General features: G+C 67.4%; 17 protein-coding genes. 13 read left to right on the top strand and 4 right to left on the bottom strand.

Going from position 1 to position 23,396, the window contains the following annotated elements; translation table 11 throughout:
- Positions 1-12: 12 nt before the first annotated feature.
- Positions 13-2,247 (bottom strand): FdhF/YdeP family oxidoreductase, encoded by a 2,235-nt coding sequence (locus KOR34_RS02780; protein WP_146562024.1) that lies wholly within the window; start codon positions 2,245-2,247, stop codon positions 13-15.
- A 189-nt stretch (positions 2,248-2,436) separates the two neighbouring features.
- On the opposite strand from KOR34_RS02780, the gene KOR34_RS02775 reads away from it, so the two are divergent.
- The 12 genes from KOR34_RS02775 to KOR34_RS02720 all read left to right on the top strand — a co-directional run bounded on the left by KOR34_RS02775 (position 2,437) and on the right by KOR34_RS02720 (position 17,596).
- Complete coding sequence (locus KOR34_RS02775) at positions 2,437-3,543, top strand: hypothetical protein (protein WP_146562022.1); 1,107 nt, start codon at positions 2,437-2,439, stop codon at positions 3,541-3,543.
- Between the two features lie 60 nt (positions 3,544-3,603).
- Positions 3,604-4,821: an outer membrane protein assembly factor BamB family protein gene (locus tag KOR34_RS02770; RefSeq protein WP_146562020.1), complete on the top strand. Its 1,218-nt coding sequence runs from the start codon at positions 3,604-3,606 to the stop codon at positions 4,819-4,821.
- A gap of 49 nt (positions 4,822-4,870) precedes the next feature.
- A complete protein-coding gene (aroA, locus tag KOR34_RS02765; protein WP_146562019.1) occupies positions 4,871-6,145 on the top strand; it encodes a 3-phosphoshikimate 1-carboxyvinyltransferase in 1,275 nt (424 codons plus the stop codon).
- A gap of 584 nt (positions 6,146-6,729) precedes the next feature.
- The gene (locus KOR34_RS02760) at positions 6,730-7,287 is read left to right on the top strand and encodes a hypothetical protein (protein ID WP_146562017.1); all 558 of its coding nucleotides are present in this window, start codon (positions 6,730-6,732) and stop codon (positions 7,285-7,287) included.
- A gap of 170 nt (positions 7,288-7,457) precedes the next feature.
- Positions 7,458-8,387 carry a hypothetical protein gene (locus KOR34_RS02755; RefSeq protein ID WP_146562015.1) on the top strand — a complete coding sequence of 310 codons (930 nt, stop codon included), beginning with the start codon at positions 7,458-7,460 and terminating at the stop codon, positions 8,385-8,387.
- Between the two features lie 34 nt (positions 8,388-8,421).
- Entirely contained in the window at positions 8,422-9,186 is a 765-nt protein-coding gene (locus tag KOR34_RS02750) for an ABC transporter ATP-binding protein (protein WP_146562014.1), read from the top strand.
- 39 nt (positions 9,187-9,225) lie between these two features.
- Positions 9,226-11,046, top strand: a complete 1,821-nt coding sequence (locus KOR34_RS02745) for a putative ABC transporter permease subunit (protein ID WP_228714476.1) — start codon at positions 9,226-9,228, stop codon at positions 11,044-11,046.
- Positions 11,047-11,129: 83 nt separating this feature from the next.
- A complete protein-coding gene (locus KOR34_RS02740) occupies positions 11,130-11,927 on the top strand; it encodes a menaquinone biosynthetic enzyme MqnA/MqnD family protein (RefSeq protein WP_146562010.1) in 798 nt (265 codons plus the stop codon).
- Between the two features lie 100 nt (positions 11,928-12,027).
- The gene (mqnC, locus tag KOR34_RS02735) at positions 12,028-13,155 is read left to right on the top strand and encodes a cyclic dehypoxanthinyl futalosine synthase (RefSeq protein WP_390620766.1); all 1,128 of its coding nucleotides are present in this window, start codon (positions 12,028-12,030) and stop codon (positions 13,153-13,155) included.
- 71 nt (positions 13,156-13,226) lie between these two features.
- Positions 13,227-14,024, top strand: a complete 798-nt coding sequence (locus tag KOR34_RS02730; RefSeq protein ID WP_146562006.1) for an ABC transporter ATP-binding protein — start codon at positions 13,227-13,229, stop codon at positions 14,022-14,024.
- Positions 14,021-16,255: an ABC transporter permease subunit/CPBP intramembrane protease gene (locus tag KOR34_RS02725; protein ID WP_146562004.1), complete on the top strand. Its 2,235-nt coding sequence runs from the start codon at positions 14,021-14,023 to the stop codon at positions 16,253-16,255. The genes KOR34_RS02730 and KOR34_RS02725 overlap by 4 nt, the downstream gene beginning before the upstream one ends.
- A gap of 153 nt (positions 16,256-16,408) precedes the next feature.
- On the top strand, positions 16,409-17,596 hold the full coding sequence (locus KOR34_RS02720; RefSeq protein WP_197531085.1) for an amidohydrolase family protein: 1,188 nt from the start codon (positions 16,409-16,411) through the stop codon (positions 17,594-17,596).
- Between the two features lie 89 nt (positions 17,597-17,685).
- Here the strand turns inward: KOR34_RS02720 and KOR34_RS02715 are convergent, their stop codons facing one another.
- Entirely contained in the window at positions 17,686-18,363 is a 678-nt protein-coding gene (locus KOR34_RS02715) for a response regulator transcription factor (protein WP_146562001.1), read from the bottom strand.
- 453 nt (positions 18,364-18,816) lie between these two features.
- On the opposite strand from KOR34_RS02715, the gene KOR34_RS02710 reads away from it, so the two are divergent.
- Positions 18,817-19,389, top strand: a complete 573-nt coding sequence (locus KOR34_RS02710) for a sigma-70 family RNA polymerase sigma factor (protein ID WP_197531084.1) — start codon at positions 18,817-18,819, stop codon at positions 19,387-19,389.
- Between the two features lie 24 nt (positions 19,390-19,413).
- Here the strand turns inward: KOR34_RS02710 and KOR34_RS02705 are convergent, their stop codons facing one another.
- Together KOR34_RS02705 and tkt are read right to left on the bottom strand one after the other, a co-directional pair.
- Complete coding sequence (locus KOR34_RS02705; protein ID WP_146561997.1) at positions 19,414-21,072, bottom strand: hypothetical protein; 1,659 nt, start codon at positions 21,070-21,072, stop codon at positions 19,414-19,416.
- 231 nt (positions 21,073-21,303) lie between these two features.
- Positions 21,304-23,352 (bottom strand): transketolase, encoded by a 2,049-nt coding sequence (tkt, locus tag KOR34_RS02700; RefSeq protein WP_146561995.1) that lies wholly within the window; start codon positions 23,350-23,352, stop codon positions 21,304-21,306.
- Positions 23,353-23,396 lie beyond the last annotated feature (44 nt).

Below are 23,396 nucleotides of genomic sequence, written 5' to 3'. Positions count from 1 at the left end.
CAATAGTGGGAGTCAGGCGCCCGCCAGCAGGTCGGCCGAAGGGATGCTGTCCTGCGGCGCCACGCCTACCACCACGCACTTGAAGGCCGGGGTCTTGCTGCCGGGGTCGAGGTCGCGGCTCACCAGGGCGTTCGCCTCGGGGTAGTACATGGCCGCGTTGCCGGCCCGGATGGCGGGGTGCTCCACCGCCGTGACGTGCTGCATCCGCCCGGCCGGGCCGCTGACGGTCACCTTGCCGCCGGCCCGCAGGCCAAACCGCTGGATGTCGTCGGGGTGCATCAGGATCACGTTGCGTCCCTCGACGCCGCGGTAGAGGTCGTAGTCCTCGTAGACGACCGTGTTGAACTGCCCCTCGCTGCGGACGGTCATGACCCGCAGCTCGCCCTCCCCCGCGCCCTGCAGGTCGGGCAGGTCGTGCGTGTGCAGGTTGGCGCGTCCGTCCGGCGTAGCGAACCGGGGCTGGTGGAAGGTGCGGCCGTCGATCTGGAACTCCTGCTTGGAGTCGTCGATTCTCCCGATCGCATCGAACCCAGGCACGATCTTGGCGATCGCGGTGCGGATCCGCCCGGTATCCTGCATCGATTGCCAGTCCACCGCCGCCAGGCCTGACGACGAGCCTCCCGCCGCAACGCGGGCGGCGATGTCGGCAATCACCTCGACCTCCGCCCGGGGCCCTTCGAGCCGGCGCGGCCCGCCATCGCTGAGTCGGACAAAGTTGAACATCGACTCCTGGGTTGTGGCGTGTGGCTCCTCGTCGCGGGCCAGGACCGGCAGGATGATGGTTTCTTTGCCGACGCCCCAGGCGTGTCCGGTGTTGAGCGTGGTGCTGAGGTAGACCACCTGGTCCAGCCGCTCCATCGCCCGGTTGGCGAAGGCCGAGTCCGGGTTGGAGCCGTACAGGTTGCCGCCCAGGCAGAAGCCGACCTTCAGCTCGCCGCTCTCTGCGCCGAGGATGCAGTCCATGGTGTCGCGGCCCGGTTCGGTCGGCAGCCGCACGGCGTAGTGCGACTCGAGCTGGTCGAAGATCGCCTGCTTCAGCACCGGCGTGACGCCCATCGAGCCAATGCCCTGCACGTTAGAGTGGCCGCGGATCGGCAGCAGGCCCGCTCCGGGCCGGCCCACCATGCCGCGCAGCAACGCCAGATTGGCGATCGCTTGCACGCCCTGCACGCCGTGCACGTGGTGGGTGATGCCCATCGTCCAGCTGAACACGACGCGTTTGGCGGCGGCGTAGTCGGCGGCGATGGCGTCGATCTCGTTTTTCGTCACGCCCGACTTGATCGTAATCTCGTCCCAGTCGGTCGATGCGAGCGACTCCCGCAGCTCCGCCCACCCTGAGCAGTGCGTGGTCAGGAAGTCTTCGTCGTGCGTGCCGAGCTCGACAACCCGTTTCGCAACGCCCGTGAGCATCGCCAGGTCGCCGCCGATGTGGGGTTGCACGTAGCGGCTGGCGATCTCCGATCCGAACAGCAGGCTGCGGACATCGCTCGGCACGGCGAAGCGGACCATTCCGGTCTCGACCATGGGGTTCACCACCACCACTTTGCCGCCCCGCCGCCGCAGGTCCATCAGCGTCCGCATCAGCCGCGGGTGGTTCGACGCCGGGTTGCCGCCGATCACGAAGGCCAGGTCGGCGTGGTCGAGGTCCTCGAGGGTCAGCGTGGCGGTGCCGCTGCCGGTCACGCTGGTCAGCCCCACGCCGCTCGCCTGGTGGCAGTAGTAGCTGCAGTTGTTGACGTTGTTGGTGCCGTACAGCCGCGCGAACAGCTGCAGCAGGAACCCCGCTTCATTGCTGCTCCGGCCGCTGAAGTACCAGAAAGTCTCTTGGGGAGAGGTCTCGATTAGTTTCTTGGCGATCCGCCCGAGCGCTTCGTCCCAGGTGATCGGCCGGTAGCCGGGCTGGCCCGGCTCGTGCAGCATTGGCTCGGTGAGGCGGCCGCTGTGCTCCAGCTCACGGGGGCTCATCGCCCTCATCTCGCGGAGGCCGAACCGCCGCCAGAACTCGGGCTGGACGGCGCCCTGCATGTCGGCGGCCATCGCCTGCAGCGACTTCTTGCAGACCTCCGGGAAGTGCCCCGACTCGTTGACCATGCCGCCCCGCTGGCCCCCCATGCCGAGCGCGCAGGTCTTGCAGGCGTTGCGGCTACGCATCGCCCGCCAGAATTTGAGCAGCCCGCCCGCCTCACGGGCCTTGCGCCAGGTGTACCACACGGCGGGCCAACCGCCGCCCTGCTTGACTCTTCGCATCCTACGACCTGATAGAATTTCCGCCCCGGGGAGGGCCAGAAAAGGGTTCACGGCTCGTGCGCCGGTATCGGTTATCCCGGTATCCTGGTTATCATAGTCGGCTTGCCGGCGACCCCGCCACAGCGGTGGGTTGTCAGGCATCTAATGTGTAGGTTGCGAAACGCCCCGGTCCCGCACCAGGAATCCAGAATGCGTGCCATCACCCTGTGCTGCCTCGTGGGCTTGCTGCCATTTCCCACCGTGGCGGCGGACCTGTCGCAAGAAATCGCCTTACTGGGCGCCGCCTCCGGCGTAGAGGCCGCGACCCCAGAGCTGCAGCGCGCCTGGCGCCGCGTCGCGGCCGGCGACCCGTTGGAGATGACCGAGGTGCTGGGGGCGATGGGCGGCGTTTCGACCACGGCCCAGAACTGGCTCCGCACGGCGGCCGACGCGATGGCGGAGCGGGCGCTGTCGTCGGGCGATGGGTTCCCGGCCGAGCGGCTCGAGGAGTTCCTGCTGGACGACTCACAGCCGCCCCGTGGGCGCCGCGCCGCCTACGAGTGGCTCGTCAAGGCCGACCCCGGCGCCAAGGCCAAGTACCTGCCCGACTTGTTGAACGACCCCAGCATCGAGCTCCGCTACGACGCGGTCGACGCGCTGCTCCAGCAGGCGGCCGCCGACGGCGTCAGCGAGGAAGAGCAGAAACGGCTGTACGGCAAGGCGTTCGCCTCGGCCATCGATCGTGGCCAGCTCGAGAAGTGCGCCGAGCGCCTGAAGGAGCTGGGCGAAGAGGCGGACATCGTCCAGCCGATGGGGTTCATCACCAGTTGGAAACTCATCGGGCCGTTCGATAACGTCGACGGCGTCGGGTTCGACAAGGCGTACCCACCCGAGGAGCAGGTCCAGCTGGACGCCGCCATCAAGGGCAAGAAGTCGGTCGTGGCGTGGCAGTCGGCCGAGGCCGAGGGAGCGCTGGGCCAGCTCGACCTCACCGAAACGCTGGGCCCGGAGAAAGGCGCCGTGGCCTACGTTTACTGCGTCTACCAATCGGGCAAGGCGCAGGACGCCGAGGTGCGCTACGCGACGCCCAACGCCAGCAAGCTGTGGGTGAACGGTGAGCTGCTGGCCAGCAACCACGTCTACCACGCCGGCAACCCGCTCGATCAGTACCGGTCGTCGGTCAGGCTCCGCGAAGGCGAGAACACGATTCTGGTTAAGGTCTGTCAGAACGAGCAGACCGACGGCTGGGCGCAGGCTTGGGAGTTGCAGCTCCGCGTCACCGACCCGTTGGGCAAGGGCCTTCCGGCGGCCGAGTAAGTCGCCACCGCCGCAGTTACACCGGAACGGGTACACCACAGACGAGTGAAGGCGAATCACATGAAGACACTAATCTTGCTCGGGCTGACGCTGCTGTGCGGCGTCGCGAATGCAGACGAGTGGACGCGGTTCCGCGGCCAGGGCGGCGCGTCCGCCGGCACGGCAAGCGTCCCCTCCAGTTGGTCGGTTGAGACGGGCGAGAACATTGCCTGGCAGGTCGACCTGCCGGGACGCGGCGTGTCGTGCCCGATTGTTGTCGACGGCAGCGTTGTGCTCACCGCCTCCGGAGGCCTCGACGAGACCCGCCTGTACGTGCTCGCGTACGATTCCCGCACCGGTCGGCAGCAGTGGTCGCGGGAGTTCTGGGCGACCGGCCGCACCAACTGCCACGACACCTCCGCCGTGGCGGCCAACACGCCCTGCTCCGACGGCGAGCGGGTCTTCGCTCTCTACTCGTCGAACGACCTCGTCTGTGTCGATCTGCAGGGCAACCTGCAGTGGGCGCGGGCGTTGATTGAGGATCATCCGGGCGTCGGCAACGACATCGGCATGGCGAGTTCGCCAGTGGTGGCGGGCGGGGTCGTGGTGGTGCAGTGCGAGTGCCAGCAGAACTCGTTCGCCGCCGGCTTCGACGCCGCTACCGGTCAGGAGCTGTGGCAGCTCGAGCGGCCCTCGTCCGCTAACTGGGCCAGCCCGGTCACCGTGACCGTCGACTCCGGCAAGCCGTGTGTGCTGCTGCAATCGGGCAGCGACATGACGCTGCTGGACATCCGCACCGGCGAGCCGGTGTGGGACGAACCGGTCAAGTGCGCCACCATCGCTAGCGCGACCCTCGGCGGCGAGCTGCTGTATGTGCCCGCCGATGGGCTGTTAGCGATTGACCCGCAGAAGGCGGAGCTCGACGTGCTGTGGCAGGAGGGGAGCCTCAGCCCCGGTTCGCCGAGCCCGGTGGTGGGGGACGGCAAGCTGTTTGTGATCAACCGCGCCGGTGTGCTGACCTGTGCCGACGCCACGTCGGGAGATGGGATCTGGAAGAAGCGTCTGGCCGGGTCGTTCTGGGCCACGCCGGTCATCGCTGGCGACAAGCTGGTCTGCGTGAACAGCAAGGGCGAGGCGTTTGTCGTGTCTGTCGCCGACGGCGAGATCGTTGGTAAGCCAGAGTTCGGCCAAGACATCTCCGCCACGCCCGCGGTCGCCGATGGCGGCATGTTCGTCCGCAGCAACACCAAGCTGTGGAAGATCGCCACCCTGCGTCAGGCGGCGCTGCCACGCAACTAACCGTCCTCCGCTGCTAGCTGTTTCGCACGTCCTGGTGCGACCTCCCCCTATGCCCGACTCGTACGCTGTTAAGCCGGTCTCCGGTCCCCTCGACGCCCGCATCCGCCCGCCCGGCTCCAAGAGCATCACCAACCGCGCGCTGGTCTGCGCGGCCCTGGCCCAGGGGCGGTCGCACCTCACCGGCGTGCTGCACAGCGACGACACGCGGGTCATGATCGAGGGCCTCGGGAAGCTGGGGATCGCCGTCGAACCCGCGGGCGACGCGTCGTTGGCAGTCGAGGGCTGCGGCGGGGAGATCCCGGCGCTGGAGGCCGACCTGTTTATTGGCAACAGCGGCACCACGGTCCGGTTCCTCACCGCGCTGGTGACCCTGGGTCACGGGGCGTTCCGTTTGGACGGCGTGCCGCGGATGCGCGAACGGCCGATCGGCGATCTAGCCGACGCGCTCAACGCGCTGGGGGCGAAGGTCCAGTGCGAGTCGCCCGGTGGGTGCCCGCCGGTCGAGGTCCACGCCAACGGACTGCCCGGCGGCGCCGCTGCGGTGCGCGGCGATATCTCGAGCCAGTTCCTCAGCGGACTGATGATGGCGGCGCCCTGCGCCGACAGGCCCGTCGAATTGAGCGTCAACGGCGAGCTGGTATCTAAGCCGTACGTCGCAATGACGCTGGAGGTGATGCGCGCGTTCGGCGCCGATGGCGCCGCCGCGGACGACCTCAGCAGCTTCAGCATCCCCTGCAGCGGTTACCGCGCGTGCGACTACGCGATCGAGCCCGACGCGTCAGCCGCCAGTTACTTCTGGGCCGCCGCGGCCATCGCAGGCGGAACGGTCACCGTCGAGGGACTGAGCATGGACGCCCTGCAGGGCGACGTCCACGTGGTCGACTGCCTAGAGAAAATGGGCTGCCGGGTGGAGCGTCAAGCGGACGCGATTTCGGTGACCGGTGGTTCTCTTCACGGCGCCGAACTCGACATGAACGCCATCAGCGACACCGCCCAGACCATCGCCGCCGTGGCGTTGTTTGCAGAGGGCCCGACAACGATTACGGGCATTGGCCACAACCGCCACAAGGAAACCGACCGCATCGGCGACTTGGCCGTCGAACTGCGGAAGCTGGGCGCCACGGTCGACGAGCACGACGACGGCATGACCATCACCCCTGGTTCGCTTAGGCCTGCCGAGGTGGCCACCTACGACGACCACCGCATGGCGATGAGCCTCGCCCTGGTTGGCCTCCGACAGCCGGGCGTGGTGATCCTCGACCCGGGATGCACATCCAAGACCTACCCGGAGTTCTTCCGCGACCTCGAGTCGATCACGGCGTGAGTGGGCCAGGATGCGGTTTGCCGCGTCCTGGACGCGCCAAAGACCACCGCTGCAGCCCGTACTGACGGGCCATCACCGATGGATACCTTGCGGGTTCTTGCGGCCCGCCGGGCGTTGCTCAGCTATCCTTTGGTAGGCCGATCCCGCTGGCGGCGGCGGACTGCAATAGCTCCTCCGCCCGCTGCATGATGGCCGACGAGGAGCTATCGGTTTGGCTCCCACGTGAGGACGGCTCGCTCGCCTCAAAGCGAGCGCTGCAGTGTTGGCAGACGACGCGACGACCAAGGTATTCCACCCGTACCTGCAGATTTCTACCGCAGGTGGGGCATTCTTGGACGAAGTAGGTAGTGCGTGGCATCGGATAGCCTCCTGTGCGCCGGTCCCTATCGCAATCGCAGCAGATGAGTGTTGGACAGGATAGTTAAAGGGGCTCTCAGAATCAATTGTTTTCGAGCCTCAGAATGCCCGAATCCTTGGTTCCAAAAGGTGTAAGTTCAATGGTGGGAATGGTTTGCGGATTTTCGGGGCGCCGCATGCGGGTTCTGCCCAGATCCCGTCTGCTGCGTGCGGGGAAGTGTTCGGTCTTGTACGCATTTGCCGCCACATTGGTTCTATCGGCCACTCAAGTTTTTGCCGCCGGCGATACCGACAATGCGATACATGCGGCCGCAACGAAGTACTTTTCCACTAAATCGGACTACCGGCAGGGCGACGTAATCCGCAGATCTGACCTGACCGGAATTATCAAGCTGCTAGATGAGACCGGCGTGCCCGCCAAGCGGTTCGCGGCGTTGGAGGACTACATCCCGGCCGATTCGTCCGAGATTCAGCGGCTTAACGCAGGCAAGAAGGGCAAGCAGTTCCTCAGGAACCTGGCGGGGACGCCCGGCGGCTTTGCGGGCGTCGAGGACCTGGCCAGCCGGCCTGGCGGCGCCCGTGACCTCCGGCAGCTCGCCAACTCGCCAGGGGGCGACGTCATGATTACCTACATGACCACCACCAGTGGGGGGCGGAAGATGATGCAGATGACCCCCAAGGGCAAGAAGACCAGCAAGCAGGAGCCCCGCATCTACACCGAGTCCCAGCTGGTGCAGGCGATGATGCAGCTGAGCCGCATCGACGCAGCGCCGGCCGCAAAGTAGGGAGATCGTGCGGAAGCCCAGGCGGAAGCAGTCCCCGAACGCACGCCGATTGGTGCATCGCTCGCTTGAAATCGTAGATTCCGTTAGACTGGAGCCAGCCGTGGGAAGATTTCCCCGTTAGCCCCCCGCCTCGGGAGGTGGCGACGTTCTGACTGTCCGCGGGGAAAGCCATGGGCAACAAAGTATTCGGGCTGGTCGTGTTTCTGCTGTGGGCATCGTCGATGTCCTGGCTGACGATGGCCAAAATTCTGCCCGCGTACCTCCACGGCGACGCGCCCTCGCGAGGGCTGTCGTCCAAATCTCTGCCGGTCGGGTGGGGGATCGAGCTGGGCGGGCGTTCGTGTGGGGTCGCGGTGACGCAGACCGTCGACGGCGTCGACCAGGTCAAAGAGATCCACAGCCGTGTCTTGCTGGACGGGGTGTCGCTCGACTCAATCGCCCCGCAGTGGATGCAGGCCCTCATCAAGGGCCTGGGGCAGATCCGGCTCGACATGCGGAACAAGTCGACGCTCGACTCGTTCGGCAACCTGGCGACGATCGCGTCGCGGGTGAACCTCAACGAGATGGAGTCGGTGGTCCGGGTCGACGGCCACGTGGGCGATGGCAAGCTCAAGCTCAGGATCCGCTCCGGCGAAATCAGCCGCCTGGTCGAGTACCCGTGGCAGGACGGCGACCTGATGGGAGAGCTCACGCCGGAGTCGGTGATGCTCCAGGCCTACGTCGGACGCACCTGGCGCTCGGAGGCCTACTCTCCGTTCGCCTCGCCGCACGACCCGGTGGAGCTGGTCGAAGCGCGGGTCGTCGAGGAGGAAGACCTGCTGTTCGATCAACGCCTGACCCGCACCCGCCGCGTCGAGTACCGGTCGGTGTCGGCGGCGGGCGTCTCTTCAAGAAACCGGCTGCGTTCGGTAGTCTGGGTCGCCGAGGACGGACGCGTGCTGCGGCAGGACGTCTACTTCCTCAACACGCGGCTCCGGTTCACACGGTTGTCCGACGAAGAGTCGGTCGCGGTCGCGGACGAGCACCTCGAGTTAGACCGCTACGCCTCGGTCACAACGCCCCGGGCGGCCGCTGGGCGACGCTCCGCCCCGGCGCCCTGACGCGCAACAACCCCGGCCCGGACGCCCCTACTGCATGATTGAATTCCAGGACGTCTCGCGGACCTACGGGGACAAGCTGGCCGTCAACGGCCTGAGCCTGTCGATCAAGTCGGGCGAGCTGTTCTCTATGCTCGGCCACAACGGCGCCGGCAAGACCACGTCCATCAAGATGATCGTCGGGCTGCTCCGCCCCAGCGAGGGCACGGTGACCGTGGGCGGCTACGATGTCGTGACTCAGACACGCGACGCCGCCCAGCTCATCGGCTACGTCCCGGACCAGCCGTACCTGTACGAGAAGCTCTCCGGGCGCGAGTTCCTGCGGTTCGTTGCCGAGATGCACGGGCTGGGGCCCGACGCGGTGCGGGACGGCCTGGACCGAGAGATCGAGCGGTTCGGGCTGGCGGAGTTCGTCGACGACCTGACCGAGAGCTACTCGCACGGCATGAAGCAGCGCACGGTGTTCGCGTCGGCGTTGCTGCACAACCCCTCGGTGCTGGTGGTCGACGAGCCGATGGTGGGTCTCGACCCGCAGAGCATCCGGCTCGTCAAGGACCTCTTCCGGTCCGAGACCCGCGACGGGCTGTGCGTGCTGATGTCGACGCACACCCTGACCGCCGCAGAGGAGGTCTCCGACCGCATCGGCGTGATGGACCACGGCAGCATGATCTTCAAGGGAACGGTGAAGGAGCTGCAGGCGCTGCACCCGCACCAGGACGCCACCCTCGAAACGCTGTACCTCAAGATGCTCAGCCCGGATCAGGACGGCGGCGGCGAGCAGGAGCCCCGGAGCGTCGGGTAGCCGCCGCGGAGTCGACCTGCCGGTATGTCGTTGTCACTGATGCCCGAATCGAACGCCGACAAGCGGCCCTCGCCGTCCGGCAAGTCGCTGCCGTCGGAGGACCGCGAGGCGATGCTCTTCTGGGGCGTCCGGGCCGCGACCATCCGCGCCACGCTGCGCCAGCTCTACGCGCAGAACCGGCTGCGGACCGCCCTGGTTATCGGGCTGAGCCTGTTCTTCTGGGGCGGCCTGTTCCTGCTGTTCTACGAGGGGTTCCGGTTCCTGGTGCAGTACGTGGGCGGCCCCGGCGACACCTACCACGCGCGGACCGTGCAGTTCATCTTCCACATGTTCTTCGCCTCGTTGAACGTGATGCTGGTGTTCTCGTCGGCGATCATCACCTTCGGCGGCTTGTTCGCTTCGCACGAAACGCGGTTCCTGCTCACGCAGCCCGTGCGAGCGGAGCGGATCGTGCTGCACAAGTTCCAGGAGGCGGTCTTGTTCAGCAGCTGGGGCTTCTTCCTGCTGGCCAGCCCGCTGGCGATCGCGTACGGCATCGTCACCAACGCCATGTGGTACTACTACGCGTTGTCCCTGCCGCTGATCCTGGCGTTCGTCTACATCCCGTGCGGCCTGGGCTGCTTCTTCTGCCTGCTGCTGCTGCGGTTCCTGCCGAGCCTGTGGAAGACAGTCATCGCCAGCACGGCGGTGGTGATCATCGCGCTGACCTCGGTCAGCATCTGGCAGAGCGTCCGCAGCCCGCGCGACCCGCTGTTCGGCGCCGCGTGGTTCGAGGCGACTATTTCCCGCTTCCGCATTGCGCAGTCGGACTGGCTCCCCAGCAGCTGGCTGTCGAGCGGCCTGCTCGAGGCCGCCCAGCCGCTGGACGGGCTGGTCGATCAGCCGTTCGACCTGCCGTACGTGCAGAGCTGCCTGTACCTGGTGCTGCTGATCTCCAACGCGCTGATGTGCCACGTGCTGGTGCTGTGGTCCGGCCGGAGGTGGTACCGCCAGGCGTACGGCATCCTGGAGTGCCGCACCCGCCGCGCCCGCAAGGCGGAAACCGCCTGGCTGGACCGGGTCGCCCAGACACTGGTCAGCCCGCTGCCGCGTGAGGTGGGGCTGCTGCTGATCAAGGACTGGCGGCTGCTGCGGCGGGACCCGGTGCAGTGGTCTCAGTTCCTGATCTTCTTCGGGCTGCTGGGCTTGTACTTCCTCAACATCGACCGCTTCAACGCCAAGAGCTCCGACGTTAGCTACGTGACGTGGGTCAACATGGTCAGCTTCCTGAACCTGGCGGTTGTCGGGCTGATCCTCTCGACGTTCACCACCCGGTTCATTTTCCCGATGCTAAGCCTCGAGGGGCGGCGATTCTGGGTGCTAGGGTTGATGCCGGTCTCCCGGCGCACGCTGGTGATCAGCAAGTTCGTGTTCGCCGCCGTCGGGTCGTGGGGACCGTGCGCGCTGCTGGTGCTGCTGAGCGACCTCATGCTGCGCTTGCCGCTGCTGGTGATCGCGGTGCACCAGCTCACCACCGTGATGCTCTGTTTCGGACTAGCGGCGATGGCGGTCGGACTGGGCGCCATGATGCCGGACTTCCGGGAGCCGTCGCCGTCGAAGATCGCGGCCGGATTCGGCGGGACGCTGAACCTGGTGCTCAGCGCCCTTTACATCATCCTGATGGTGGTGCTGACCGCACTCCCCTGCCACTTCTACCACATCGCCACCCAGAGCCCGCTCAACACGCGGCTGTTCGACCCCGAATCGCTGCGGTGGTGGCTGCTCAGCGGGGTCCTGACGGCCGCGGTCGGGGCGGTGGTGTCGGTCAGCGTCGCGTTGGGCAAAGGGATCCGGGCGTTCGAGTCGCTCGAGTTCCACTAGCCGGGCGCCTCCCCCGCCTTCTGCGATCGGGGGGCGCGGCGCTATAATCCGGGAGACCGCCAACCGCCCCCTCCCCGCACGCCATGACCCCCGCCCCGCTGACCGACGCCCGACTCCGAATCGGCGCGGTCAATTACCTCAACTCGAAGCCGCTCGTGTGCGGGCTGACCGCCTACGCACCGAACTGCCAGCTGCTGTTCGACCTTCCCAGCCGCCTGGCGGACTCGCTGTCGGCGGGCAGGCTCGACGTGGCGCTGATCCCGACCGTCGAGTACCTCCGCGCGGCCGACTACCAGATTGTGTCCGACGCGTGCGTCGCTAGCAGCGACCTCGTGCGGAGCGTGAAGGTGTACTTCCGGACCACCCCGGAGCGGGTCACCAGCCTGGCGCTGGACGAGGGCTCCCGCACCAGCGCGGCGCTAGCCCAGGTGCTGCTGGCGATGCGTCACAACCGGCGCCCCCGCCTGAGCCCGCTGCCCATCGGCGACTGCGCCGAGGCGGCCGAGGCCGACGCGGTGCTGATTATTGGTGATCGCGCGATGTCGCCGCCGCCGACAGGATTCAAGTCGGAGTGGGACCTGGGCGCCGAGTGGCGGCGGGAAACCGGCCTGCCGTTCGTATTCGCTTGCTGGGCGGCGCCGCGCACCGGCGAGGCCGCCGCATTGGCGCCCGCCCTCGCCGCGGCCCGCGACCAGGGCGTCGGCGAATTGCCACAGATCGCCGCCCGCGAGGCGCCCAAGCTCGGCCTGACGGTTGATTCAGCCCACGAGTACCTCTGCCAGCACCTGCACTACCGCCTCGGCGGCGAGGAGCGTCGTGCGATCGAGTTGTTCGAGAGCCACTGCCGAGAGCTAGGCCTGGTCACCCCTGTAGAGTGTTAAGGCCGAAGAGTTTGGTTCGGTCAATGCCGCACCTTCCCAAGCCCGATAGAATCTCCCCGCGTCCGGGGCCAAGCAGCGCGCGAGTCCGACTATGGTTGCGATGAACCCGATTGAGAACCTGCTCTCGAAAGCCGTCGAAGGGGAGCGTCTGACGCCGTCCGAAGGGCTGCAGCTGCTCCAGTCGGCGGACCTCGCCGCGCTGGGGCGTGCGGCCGACGAGGTGACCCGCCGCAAGCACCCCGAGCAGTACCGCACGTACAACATCGACCGCAATATCAACTACACCAACATCTGCACCGCGGTCTGCGATTTCTGCGCGTTCTACCGTTCGCCGAAGTCAAACGAGGGCTACGTGCTGCCGCGTGCGGAGCTGCTGGAGAAGATCCGCGAGACCGTCGAGCTGGGGGGCGAGCAGATTCTTCTGCAGGGCGGCCTGCACCACGAGTTCAAGCTCGACTGGTACGAGGAAATGCTCCGCGACATCAAGTCGGCGTTCCCGCAGGTCAATGTGCACGGCTTCAGCCCGCCGGAGATCCACCACTTCACCAAGATGAACAACCTGTCGGTGGAGGAGGTGCTCACCCGGCTGAGGGACGCGGGCCTGGGCAGCCTGCCGGGCGGCGGGGCCGAGATCCTGGTCGACCGGGTCCGCCAGGAGATCACCCGCGGCAAGGTCCTGTCCGACGACTGGCTGAACGTCAACCGCGTGTGGCACCAGCTCGGCGGGCGGAGCACCGCCACCATGATGCTGGGCCACGTCGAGACCCTTGAAGAGCGCATCGAGCACCTCGAGCGCCTGCGCGAACTTCAAGACGAGACCGGCGGCTTCACCGCGTTCATCTGCTGGACATTCCAACCGGACAACACGGAGTTGTCACACCTGCCGCCGGCTGGGTCGTTCGAGTACCTCAAGACCAACGCAGTGGCGCGTCTGTACCTGGACAACTTCGACAACCTGCAGTCTAGCTGGGTCACGCAGGGGCTGAAGGTCGGCCAGCTGGCGCTCCTGTACGGCGCGAACGACATGGGCAGCCTGATGATCGAGGAGAACGTCGTCTCCGAGGCGGGCACCGTGCACCACCTGACGCTGCAGCAGATCCGTGACGCCATCGCCGAGCTGGGCTACGAGCCGCGCCAACGGGATGTCTTCTACAATCCAATCGACCGTGAGTACCGGCCCGCCGAGAACGCGGACGGCCGGCTGCCCAAGCTGCCGGTCGTGAGATAGGCTCAAGGAGAGGCCCCTGCTCACCCCGCCGCCGGCGGGACGCGTTCATCGATCGGAAACAGCCGGCACGCATGGATGACGACACCCCACAGCCCGCAACCGCCAAGGTGGTCGTGCGGGGCTTGGTGAAGGAGTACGACGACTTCCAACGGGGGAAGGTCCGCGCGGTCGACGGGCTGTCTTTCGAGGCCCACGCCGGCGAGATCATGGGGCTCCTGGGCCCCAACGGCGCCGGCAAGACCACCGCGCTGCGGATCCTCGCGACGCTGCTCCACCCCACCGATGGCGTGGCCCTTGTGAACGGGTTCGACTGTCAGCAGCAGTCCGAGCTGGTGCGGCGGCAGATCGGCTTTATCTCGGCCAACACCGCGGTCTACGACCGCATGACCGCGTGGGAGTTTGTCGAGTACTTCGGCAAGCTCCACGGGCTGGGCGGCGTGGAGCTGTCCGAGCGGATCGACACGCTGTTCGATCACCTCGAGATGCAGCCCATGCGCGACACGCTGGGCGCCAAAATGTCCACCGGCATGAAGCAGCGCGCGTCGATCGCCCGGGCGCTGATCCACGACCCACCGGTCCTGATCTTCGACGAGGCGACCAACGGCCTCGACGTGCTGGCCGCCCGCGCGGTGCTCGACACGGTGTCGCACCTCCGCGAGCAGGGCAAGTGCCTGATCTTCTCGACCCACATCATGCGTGAGGTGGAGCGGCTCTGCGACAGCGTGGCCGTGATGCACCGCGGGCGGATCCTCGCGCAGGGCACGATCGAGGAGCTCAGCGACCTGCACCATCAGAACGACCTGGAAGAACTGTTCTTCCAGCTGATCCGCGACGCCGACGCCGCTGCTCAGGAGGCGCTGGACGCGTGAACTGGCGCAACATCCAACTCGTGTGGGCCCGTGAGGTCCGCGACCAGCTGCGCGACCGCCGCACGCTGTTCATGGTGGCGGTCCTCCCGCTGTTCATGTACCCGCTGCTCGGCGCCAGCTTCTTCCAACTGTCGCAGTTCCTCAAGCAGCACAAGGCGACCGTGGCCGTTGTGGGCGCGGAGCAGCTCGGCCAGGTCGACGGCGTCCCGCCGCTGATCGACGGCGACGCGTTCGCCGCCGACCTGTTCTTGGACCCGCAGCAGTCGCGACTGCTCGAGGTGCAGCGGATCGCAAGCGACAGCCCCGACGCCGACCTCAAGTCGCTCCAGCGGCGGCTCCGCTCAGGGGACATCGACGCCATCGTCCGCTTCCCCGATGACTTCGCCGAGAGCCTGGGGCGGATCCGCGAGCAGTCCAAACAGCCACCCGGCGCCGAAGCGGATGACGCCGACGAGCCCGACCCGCAGATCAGCACCATCCCCGTGCTCTCCAACACGGCCCGCGAGGCGTCGCAGGTGGCGCACCTGCGGGTCGACCGCGTGCTGGGCGCGTGGGTCGAGCGGGTGGTCCGCCGCAACCTGGCGGACAGCAAGGTGCCCGAGAGCATCACCCGCCCCATCCAAGTCGTCTCGAAGGACGTGGCGGACGAGTCGCAGAAGCGGGCCGGCGTGTGGGCCAAGCTGCTGCCGTTCGTGGTCTTCGTGTGGGCGCTGACGGGCGCGTTCTACCCCGCGGTGGACCTGTGCGCCGGTGAGAAGGAACGCGGCACGCTCGAAACCCTCTTGTCGAGCCCCGCCCAACGCGGCGAGATCGTGTGGGGCAAGATGCTGACGGTCATCTGCTTCAGCATCGTGACTTCGCTGCTCAACCTCGCCAGCCTCGGCGCCACGGGCAAGTTCTTGCTCGGCCAGCTCACCACCGCTTCGGGCGGCGACGCCGGGCTGGGGATGCCGCCTATCACGTCGCTGCTGTGGCTGATCGTGGCGCTGCCGCCGGTGGCGGCGTTGTTCAGCGCCCTGAGCATCGCCTGCGCGTCGTTCGCCAAGAGCACCAAGGAGGGTCAGTACTACTTCATGCCGCTGTTCATGGGCATGATGCCGCTGATGCTGTTCCCGATGTCGCCGGGGGTGGAGCTCAACCTGGGCAACTCGCTCGTGCCGCTGATGGGCGTGGTGCTGCTCCTGCGGTCGCTGATCGAGGGGCAGTATCTGGAGGCGTTGCGGTACGTCATTCCGGTGACCGCCGTGACGCTCGTCTGCTGTCTGCTGGCCGCCAAGTGGGCCGTGCACCAGTTCAATCAGGAGTCGGTGCTATTCCGAGAGGGCGAGCGGTTCAGCGTTGGGCAGTGGCTGAAGAAGCTGGTCCGCGAGCCGCAGCCGGTCGCCACCGCCGGCATGGCGATGGCGTGCATCGGGTTCGTGTTCCTGCTCAAGTTCTTCGCCGAGATGGCGGTGGCGGGCCTCGTGGCGGGCGCCGAGCCTGGCATGCAGCTGCTGGCCGTGACCCTGCTGGTCAGCCAGGCCTGCATCCTGACGCCGGCGGTGGTGATGGCCCTGACGCTCGTCCAGCAGCACGCCGCTGCGCTGTTTGGGCGGCGGCGACCAACCGCTGCGTCGCTCGCGCTCGCCGTGCTGACCGCCGTGTTGGCGCACCCGGTCGGGATGCAGCTGGCCCACTTGGTGCAGAGCATCTACCCGCCGTCAGAGGAATTGATTAGCCAGACCGCCTGGATTTCCGCCCTGATCATGCAGGCCTCGCCCTGGCTGCTCGTGCTGCTGATGGGCGTGCTGCCGGCGGTCTGCGAGGAGCTGACCTTCCGGGGGTTTGTGCTGGGAGGCCTTCGGTCGTCCGTCCCCACGACCTGGGCCGTGCTGGTCTCGGCGGTTGCGTTCGGGGCGGCCCACACCATCCTGCAGCAGTCAATTTCCGCCGGAATCCTCGGCATCCTGCTGGGCTATCTGGCGGTCCGCTGGGGGAGCGTCTGGCCCGGAATCTTCTTCCACGCTGTGTACAACTCGCTAATGCTGCTGTTTACCTCCAACGCCGGGGCGATTTCCGATTGGGCCCAGAAAAGCGGTTGGCGCGGCGTCCTGCAACTGGATGATAGAGGGCAGGTCAGCGGGTACCACGGGGCGGTGGTTGCCCTGGCGGCCGTGGGCCTATGTGCGATGCTAGTTTTCTACGAGCGTACGAAGCCCCGGGCGGCTACAATGGCGGACCCCGCCCAGTAGTTCTGGCTCTAGACAGGCCGGCCCGCAGCATACTGCGTGCGGATAGCCGTGGTTGCCTGGGTACTGGCGTCCTCCCGCCCTTAGAAACGCTGCCGCTGAATGTCTGCGATTGCTCTTCGTGCTCGGGTTGTCTACCCCGTCGTTGCCCCCCCTGTGGAAGGGGGCGTTGTGGTGGTGGAAAACGGCCGGATCGTCGAGATTGGACGCCGCACCCCGCCTGGGGCGGTTGAGCAAGATCTTGGCGACGCCCTGCTGATCCCTGGGCTCGTCAACGCGCATACCCACCTCGAGTTCAGCTCGCTTAAGAAACGCCTCGGCAAGCCGGGCATCAGCCTTCCTGAATGGGTGCGTCTGGTTATCGGGCAACGGCCTACCAGCCGCCAGGTGGACAAGGCGGTCGCCGCCGGGCTGCAGCAGAGCGTTCAGGCCGGCGTCACGACCGTCGCCGACATCTGCCGCCTCCCGAGCAACGCTTACGCAGACGCGGCTGTGTGCCCCCGTTCGGTGCTCATGCAGGAGTCGATCGGCTACTCTCAGGCCCGTGCGGCGTCGGCCCTGTCCGCCGCCAAGCAGGGGCTGGAGGAGCTGGGCGCCGCGTCCCAGCGGGCCGATGGCCGGGTGTCGCTCGGGGTCAGCCCCCACGCCCCGTACACGGTGTCGCCTCACCTGATCCGCGAGCTGGTCTCGTTGGCATCCGAACGCAGGCTGCCCGTGGCGCTGCACCTGGCGGAGTCGCCGGAAGAGCTGGAGCTGATGAACTCCGGCACCGGGCCGTTCCAGGAGCTGCTTGAGGAACGCAGCATGTGGGACCCGTGGAGCGTCTCGCGCGGGGCGACGCCGCAAGACTACCTGCGGATCCTTAACCTGGCCCCACACGCGCTGGTGGTCCACGGCAACTACCTGGACCACGCCTCGCTAGCGATGATGGGCCGGCATGCGGACAGCATGTCGCTGGTTTACTGCCCCCGCACCCACAGCTACTTCCAGCACAGCGAGTACCCGCTCGCCGAGGCGCTGGCGTTGGGTGTCCGGGTCTGCATTGGGTCAGACAGCCTGGCGTCGAGCCCCGACCTGTCGATCCTCAGCGAGATGCGCGAGGTCGCGGCCAAGCACCCGACCGTCTCGCCGGACGCCATCCTGCGGATGGCGACCCATTCGGGCGCCGAGGCGCTGGGCGTCAACGACCGGTCCGGCAGCATCCGCCCCGGCGCGCCGGCCGACATGGTGGCGGTTAATGTTCCCGGCGGCATCGACGGCCGGGCCAACAGCCTGCTCGAGTCCGTACTCAACGACGATCAGCCGATCGCCGGCTGCTGGATCGGCGGCCAGGCGGTGGTGTAGCGGGCCGCAGGGTCCGCGCGGCGCACACGTTCAACCGGCCCGATAACTCAGGCCTATAGACGCAGCTCGACTGCAGAGATCTGGCGGTGTTAGCACCGCGGCGAGACGCACTCGCTCAGCGCGACCGCTCCCAGCGGGATCGTCCGCTCGGTAAGGAGCTGCAGCTCGGTCGCCTTGGCGGCGAGCTGCGTGGCGTTCTCCGCGCGGAACTTCCGCAGCACGCGGGCGCGGATCTTCTCGACCGTCCGCACCGACACGTCGAGGTCGTTGGCGATGGCCTTGTTGAGCTTGCCGCCGATCACGGCGTCCATCACCCGACGCTCCTGGGCGGTCAGCTCACTGGCGGAGGACTTGAGCGCGGTCAGCCGGCTCCGCAGGTCCATGCACATGGCGTCCTGGTCCAGCGCCTTGCCGACCGCGCGGCGCAGCGTCTCCGCCGCGTAGGGCTCCTCGAGCACCGTCACCGCGCCCTGCTGCATGTACTCGACCGCCGCGGCGACGGTGGCCTGCCCGGCAAGCACGACCAGCGGCGTGGCGTCGCCCCGCGCCTTGAGCTCCTGCTGGAGCTGCAGGCCGGTTGTTCCGCCAAGGTCGTGTCCCACCACCAGGCAGTGCGGCCGCGACTCGCGTTGAATCTCCAGGCAGGCGCCGGCGCTCGGCAGGGTTCGGGCGTCAATCGTGTCAGATCGTAGCTCGGCGGCCAGGGCTTCCCTTACCTGCGGATCACAGTGAGCGACGTAAACAACGCGTTGGCTAGCACGGTACACAGTAGGTCTCCGGAATCTCAATGAGGCGGGTACATCTTCCCCACCCCCTCCCCACGACAACGGGCCTTTGAATGCGCAATGGTTTTTCTTCACAATCTGGCGCCCATGGCCTGGATCGGACCTAAGGCTTTACTGTGTAAGAGCTTTTAGCTAGGATTCGGACACCCGAACCCTGGTTGCGGGAGCCCAAAAGACAGCCGCAAGCTGGTCATTCGCCCCGTTCTGGTCGGTTCGGACCACGCCTTTTCGGGGCCAGCTGCCAACGGTCCCATCCGTGTATGCTTCGCGGTGCGGTTGGCCGATTGGCCGACCGCGCTAAGGTTCTTGTGATCGCCATCGATGGCCAGCGCACCGACGCTCCGGGGCGCCGGGTCCCACCGACCAGCGGTTGCAGGAGGAGCCGAAGCGAGAGTCAACCGCGTAGCATGGACGCTGATTCACCTAGGGCGACCCGTGTCCGACGAACGTCAGATCACCGCCGTACTCCAGGCGATCAGCCGGGGCGATCACAAAGAGATCGACCGTCTTGCGCCGATGGTCTACGACGAGCTCCGCGAACTCGCGCTGCGGTACATGAGCCGGCAGCCGGCCGGGCACACGCTCCGCTCAACCGCCCTGGTTAACGAGGCGTACCTCAAGCTCTGCTCCGACCGGGACGTCGACTGGCGGGGGCGGAGCCACTTCTTCGCCGCTGGGGCCCAGGCGATGCGTCGGATCCTGGTGGACCACGCGCGGAGCAAGGGCCGGCAGAAACGCGGCAGCGGCTTGCAGCGGGTCGAGTTCGAAGAGGGGCTGCTGGGCGAGGACGAGCCCCATGAGGACGTGCTCGCATTGAACGAAGCGCTTACCAAGCTGCAGACGCTGGACGAGCGGCAGTCGCAGATCGTCGAGCTGCGGTTCTTCGGGGGCCTGACGGTCGCCGAAGTCGCCGAGGCGCTGGGGCTCTCCAAGCGGACGGTCGAGCTCGAGTGGAAGATGGCGCGGGCTTGGCTGCGGCGAGAGCTCTCCGGCGGCGGGGCGTCGTAGGTCGCAACGACAACCAGTCGGAATCTACTGGCCGCTTCCTGCCTTGACGCCCGACGGGACCAGCCGACGCCCTAGGTTCAGGGCCGTCGTCCGTTCGGCCGATACCCGAACCGTGATAGCCCGGTCCGAACGGCCGATCGCGATCGCCAGGGGCGACTCGGGCAGCTGCTTGGGCGCCGTGAAGCCGATGGCGTCGGCCATATAATCGGAGAGGACCGCGTTCTGCCACGCGGCGTAGCGGTCGAGCCACACCCTCCCGCTCAGGCCGCCCGGCTGTTGGCCGGGTCGGACCCCAGCCGCCAGTTCACGAAACTCGGGGGTGGGGACATCGGCTAGCAGCACTTGGGTATCCCCGAGGACCGCCAGCTTCCCGACGTGCAGTCCATCGACGCCGTAGTAGCGACGCATGATCGCCTGCGTGTCGGCGGACGGCGGGTCTTCGAGCGCCGCGCCGAGGTCGCTGACAAACCTGGTGACCGGCGGCTGGTCCTCGCCCAACAATTGCTCTTCGTCTACCTGTACGGCTAGCTTAATCCGCGCGTCCGAAGCCGCGACCGTCCGGTTCCAGGCGTCGGTTGCCGCCCGCACCTCGGCAAGGAACTGCTCCGCGTCCGATACCCGCAGCACGGCGGCCCGGTTGGAGTAGAACGGGTCTTCCGCGGTGCGCGTCAGCAGCACCGCGTCGGCCGCGGTGACCATCCCGACCGCTGCGAGCGTCCGAGCCTCGAACTCCGCGTACTCTTCGCCGGGGTAGACGCTCGCCTCTAGCTCGTCGGGACGTCCTTGGCAGTAGGCGAGCCACACGCTCATAAGCGTGCGCAGCGCCCCGCTGCGGGCGTCGCCCGCGAGGGTGGCGATGGGCAGACGCGGCGAGTCGCCCAGACGCGGCGCCACTTGCTGATTGCCTGCCCCCGTCGTGGCGGCGTTGCTCCCAAGCTCATCGGCGACAACCTCGACCGAGAATTCCTCGTCTGTCAGCGAAACTCCTAGCGAGACCTCCCTGAACAGCTCAGAGACACGTTCGGCGAGTGGGAGGTTCCCGCCGATGGCGGCGTCGATCCACCGGGCCGAAGGAGGCCACCCCAGTTCGTTGAGGGCGATTCGTTGGCCGCGGCTGCGGCCGGCATGCTGCAACTCGACGCGCTGGCGGAGCTGGTCCAGGCCCTGCTGCGAAACGCGGAGGGTCACGTCGTGTGTGGGCTCCGGTTGGGCCGCACGGGCGCCCAAGTCGTCTTGGAGGAGGGCTTGCCGGTCGAACGGCGCCACCATCGTCACGCCGCCACGGACGCGCGAGGCGAACTCGATTCCACCGACGGTGAAGATCCCGATGTCGCCGGTGAGGTCGCCGCCGAAAGTCTCCACAAGAGCAGCCGGGGGGGTAGGCGTTGTCGCAAACAGGTGCAGCCGCTCGAGCTCGCCATCAGGTGCGGCGACGCCGACCGTCACGCTGCCGCCGGCTAGCTTGAGGTCTGGCGCAGCAAGCAGCGGCAGCCACTCCTTCCCGAGCACCGGCAGCCCCGCGTCGGCCGCCATCCCCTGCACCCTGGAGAGCGTTTCCAGGGGATCACGAATCGTGAGCGTGGCGAGCCAGTCGGGCGGGAGTGGGCCCTGAGCCTGCGCGGGTTGGCAGGCAAGGAGGGTGGCCAACAGCAACGCCGCGGTCACTCTTCGGACGTTGGGCATGGGGCGTCTGGAACGGGTGCGGGGCCGGCTCAGCAGCTGCGCAGCATGCGAAACTCGGCCGCGGAACACGTGCCCAGTATAACATGACGCAGCACGGCAAGATCCGGACCGCCTGCCGGCCGCTCGCGGGCCGGCGCAAGGTTTGCGCCGGATCTCCAACACGGAGTGAGACCCTCACGCGAGATCACGGCAACTACCGACCTTGGCGGCCCGCAGTGGCGCTGGTTGCCGCTAGAGCTGAGCCTTCGCGGCCGCGACGATCGCCTCGGTGGTGATGCCCCGCGCCTGGTAGACCTCCTGGTAGGGCCCCGAGTCGCCGAAGCCGTCCATGCCGACGAACGCGCCGCCGGCGCCGATCCAGGCGTCCCAGCCCTGCCGGACGCCGGCCTCAACGCCGACCCGGGCGGTGACAGCGGGCGGCAGCACGCTGTCCTTGTAGGACTGTTCCTGTTCGTCAAACAGCTCGAACGACGGCATGCTCACCACCCGGGCCTTCACGCCGTCGGCGGTCAGCTGCTCGTAGGCCTCGACCGCGAGGTACAACTCGCTGCCGGTCGCGATCAGGATCACGTCGGGGCTGCCGCCCTGGGCTTCGGCCAGCACGTAGCCGCCCTTGTCTAGGCCCTCGACGCTGGCGAACTTGTCGCGGCAGAGGGTCGGCATGTTCTGGCGGGTGAGCACCATCGCCACCGGGCGGTGCTGCTCGGAGATAGCGACCCGCCACGTGCGGCTGGCTTCGTTGGCGTCGCCGGGGCGGATGACCACCAGGCCGGGGATCGACCGCGCGGCGGCCAGCTGTTCAACCGGTTGGTGGGTGGGGCCGTCCTCGCCGACCCCGATCGAGTCGTGGGTGAAGACGTAGGTGACCGGCAGCTTCATGATCGAGCTCAGCCGCATCGACGGGCGGAGGTAGTCGCTGAACACGAAGAAGGTGGACACGTACGGCCGCAGGCCCAAAAGCGCCATGCCGTTGCCGGCGGCGGCCATCGCGTGTTCGCGGATGCCGAAGTGCAGGTTGCGGCCGCCGTGCGTCGTGGCGGAGAAGCTGCCCTCGCCATCGATGAGCGTCTTGGTGCTGGGGGCCAGGTCGGCCGAGCCGCCGAGCATCCACGGGAGGTTCTTGGCGACGCCGTTGAGCGCCTTGCCGCCGGTGTTGCGGGTGGCGTTCCCTTTCGCGTCGGCGGGGAACTCGGGCAGGTCCTTGTCCCAGCCCTCGGGGAGCTGGCCGGCCCAGATTGTCTCGAGCTCGGCCGCCAGTTCCGGGTGCGCGGACTTGTAGGCCTCGAAGGTCTTGTCCCAAGACGCGCGGGCCGCGGCACCACGCTCGCCCATGGTGTCGGCGAAGTGGGTGAGGGTTTCCTCCGGGACGTAGAACTTCTTGTCGGCAGGCCAGCCGTAGCCCTCCTTGGTGAGCTTGATCTCGTCTTCGCCGAGCGGGGCGCCGTGGGCGCCGGAGGTGCCAGCTGCGTTGGGGGCGCCGTAGCCGATCACGCTGCGGACGATGATCAGGGTGGGGCCGGCGTCGTTGGCCTTGAACTTGGCGAACGCCTGCGACAGCGACTTCAGGTCGTTGGCGTCGTCGACGCGGTAGACGGTCCAGCCGAGTCCCTCGAATCGGGTCGCGACATCCTCGCTGAACGCCAGGTCGGTGCCGCCCTCGATGGTGATGCTGTTGTCGTCGTAGACCCAGCACAGGTTCGACAGCTTCAGGTGGCCGGCCAGCGAAGCGGCCTCGCACGCGACGCCCTCCATCAGGTCGCCGTCGCTGCACTGCACGTAGACGTCAAAGTCGAACAGCTGCTGACCCGGCTTGTTGTAGCGGGCGGCAAGCCAGCTCTGGCCGATCGCCATGCCGACGCTGTTGGCGCACCCCTGACCGAGCGGTCCGGTGGTGGTCTCGACGCCGGTGGTGTGCCCGAACTCGGGGTGACCCGGGGTGAGGCTGCCGAACTGGCGGAAGTTCTTCAGGTCGTCGACCGTGAGTGATGGCTCGTCTAGCACCTTGCCGCAGGCCTTGGTCTTCTTGATGCCCGAGACGTGGATCATCGAGTACAGCAGCATCGACGCGTGGCCGCACGACAGGATGTACCGGTCCCGGTTCGGCCACAGCGGGACGGCCGGGTCGTAGTCCATCTCCTGGGCCCAGATCTGGTACGCCACCGGCGCCAGAGCCATGGGGGTGCCGGGGTGCCCGCTGTTGGCCGCCTGCACCCCGTCCATGGAGAGGGTGCGGATCGTGTTGATGGCGGTAGTGACGGTATCCAGGGCGGACGTGGACATGGAGGGGGAGTCTCACTAACGGGTACGGAAGCCTGCAACGAATG

The sequence above is a fragment of the Posidoniimonas corsicana genome (assembly GCF_007859765.1).
In the GTDB taxonomy this organism is placed as follows: Bacteria; Planctomycetota; Planctomycetia; order Pirellulales; family Lacipirellulaceae; genus Posidoniimonas; species Posidoniimonas corsicana.
Note: the sequence above shows the minus strand (reverse complement) of the source record. Positions and strands in the feature narration are given on the sequence as shown.

What these genes read in the sequence shown, in the direction of transcription:
- mqnC (WP_390620766.1), top strand. Translation starts at nt 12,028, where the DNA reads ATGAACCCGATTGAGAACCTGCTCTCGAAAGCCGTCGAAGGGGAGCGT.
- tkt (WP_146561995.1), bottom strand. Translation starts at nt 23,352, where the DNA reads ATGTCCACGTCCGCCCTGGATACCGTCACTACCGCCATCAACACGATC.
- KOR34_RS02740 (WP_146562010.1), top strand. Translation starts at nt 11,130, where the DNA reads ATGACCCCCGCCCCGCTGACCGACGCCCGACTCCGAATCGGCGCGGTC.
- KOR34_RS02705 (WP_146561997.1), bottom strand. Translation starts at nt 21,072, where the DNA reads ATGCCCAACGTCCGAAGAGTGACCGCGGCGTTGCTGTTGGCCACCCTC.
- KOR34_RS02775 (WP_146562022.1), top strand. Translation starts at nt 2,437, where the DNA reads ATGCGTGCCATCACCCTGTGCTGCCTCGTGGGCTTGCTGCCATTTCCC.
- KOR34_RS02780 (WP_146562024.1), bottom strand. Translation starts at nt 2,247, where the DNA reads ATGCGAAGAGTCAAGCAGGGCGGCGGTTGGCCCGCCGTGTGGTACACC.
- KOR34_RS02770 (WP_146562020.1), top strand. Translation starts at nt 3,604, where the DNA reads ATGAAGACACTAATCTTGCTCGGGCTGACGCTGCTGTGCGGCGTCGCG.
- KOR34_RS02755 (WP_146562015.1), top strand. Translation starts at nt 7,458, where the DNA reads ATGGGCAACAAAGTATTCGGGCTGGTCGTGTTTCTGCTGTGGGCATCG.
- aroA (WP_146562019.1), top strand. Translation starts at nt 4,871, where the DNA reads ATGCCCGACTCGTACGCTGTTAAGCCGGTCTCCGGTCCCCTCGACGCC.
- KOR34_RS02745 (WP_228714476.1), top strand. Translation starts at nt 9,226, where the DNA reads ATGCCCGAATCGAACGCCGACAAGCGGCCCTCGCCGTCCGGCAAGTCG.
- KOR34_RS02750 (WP_146562014.1), top strand. Translation starts at nt 8,422, where the DNA reads ATGATTGAATTCCAGGACGTCTCGCGGACCTACGGGGACAAGCTGGCC.
- KOR34_RS02730 (WP_146562006.1), top strand. Translation starts at nt 13,227, where the DNA reads ATGGATGACGACACCCCACAGCCCGCAACCGCCAAGGTGGTCGTGCGG.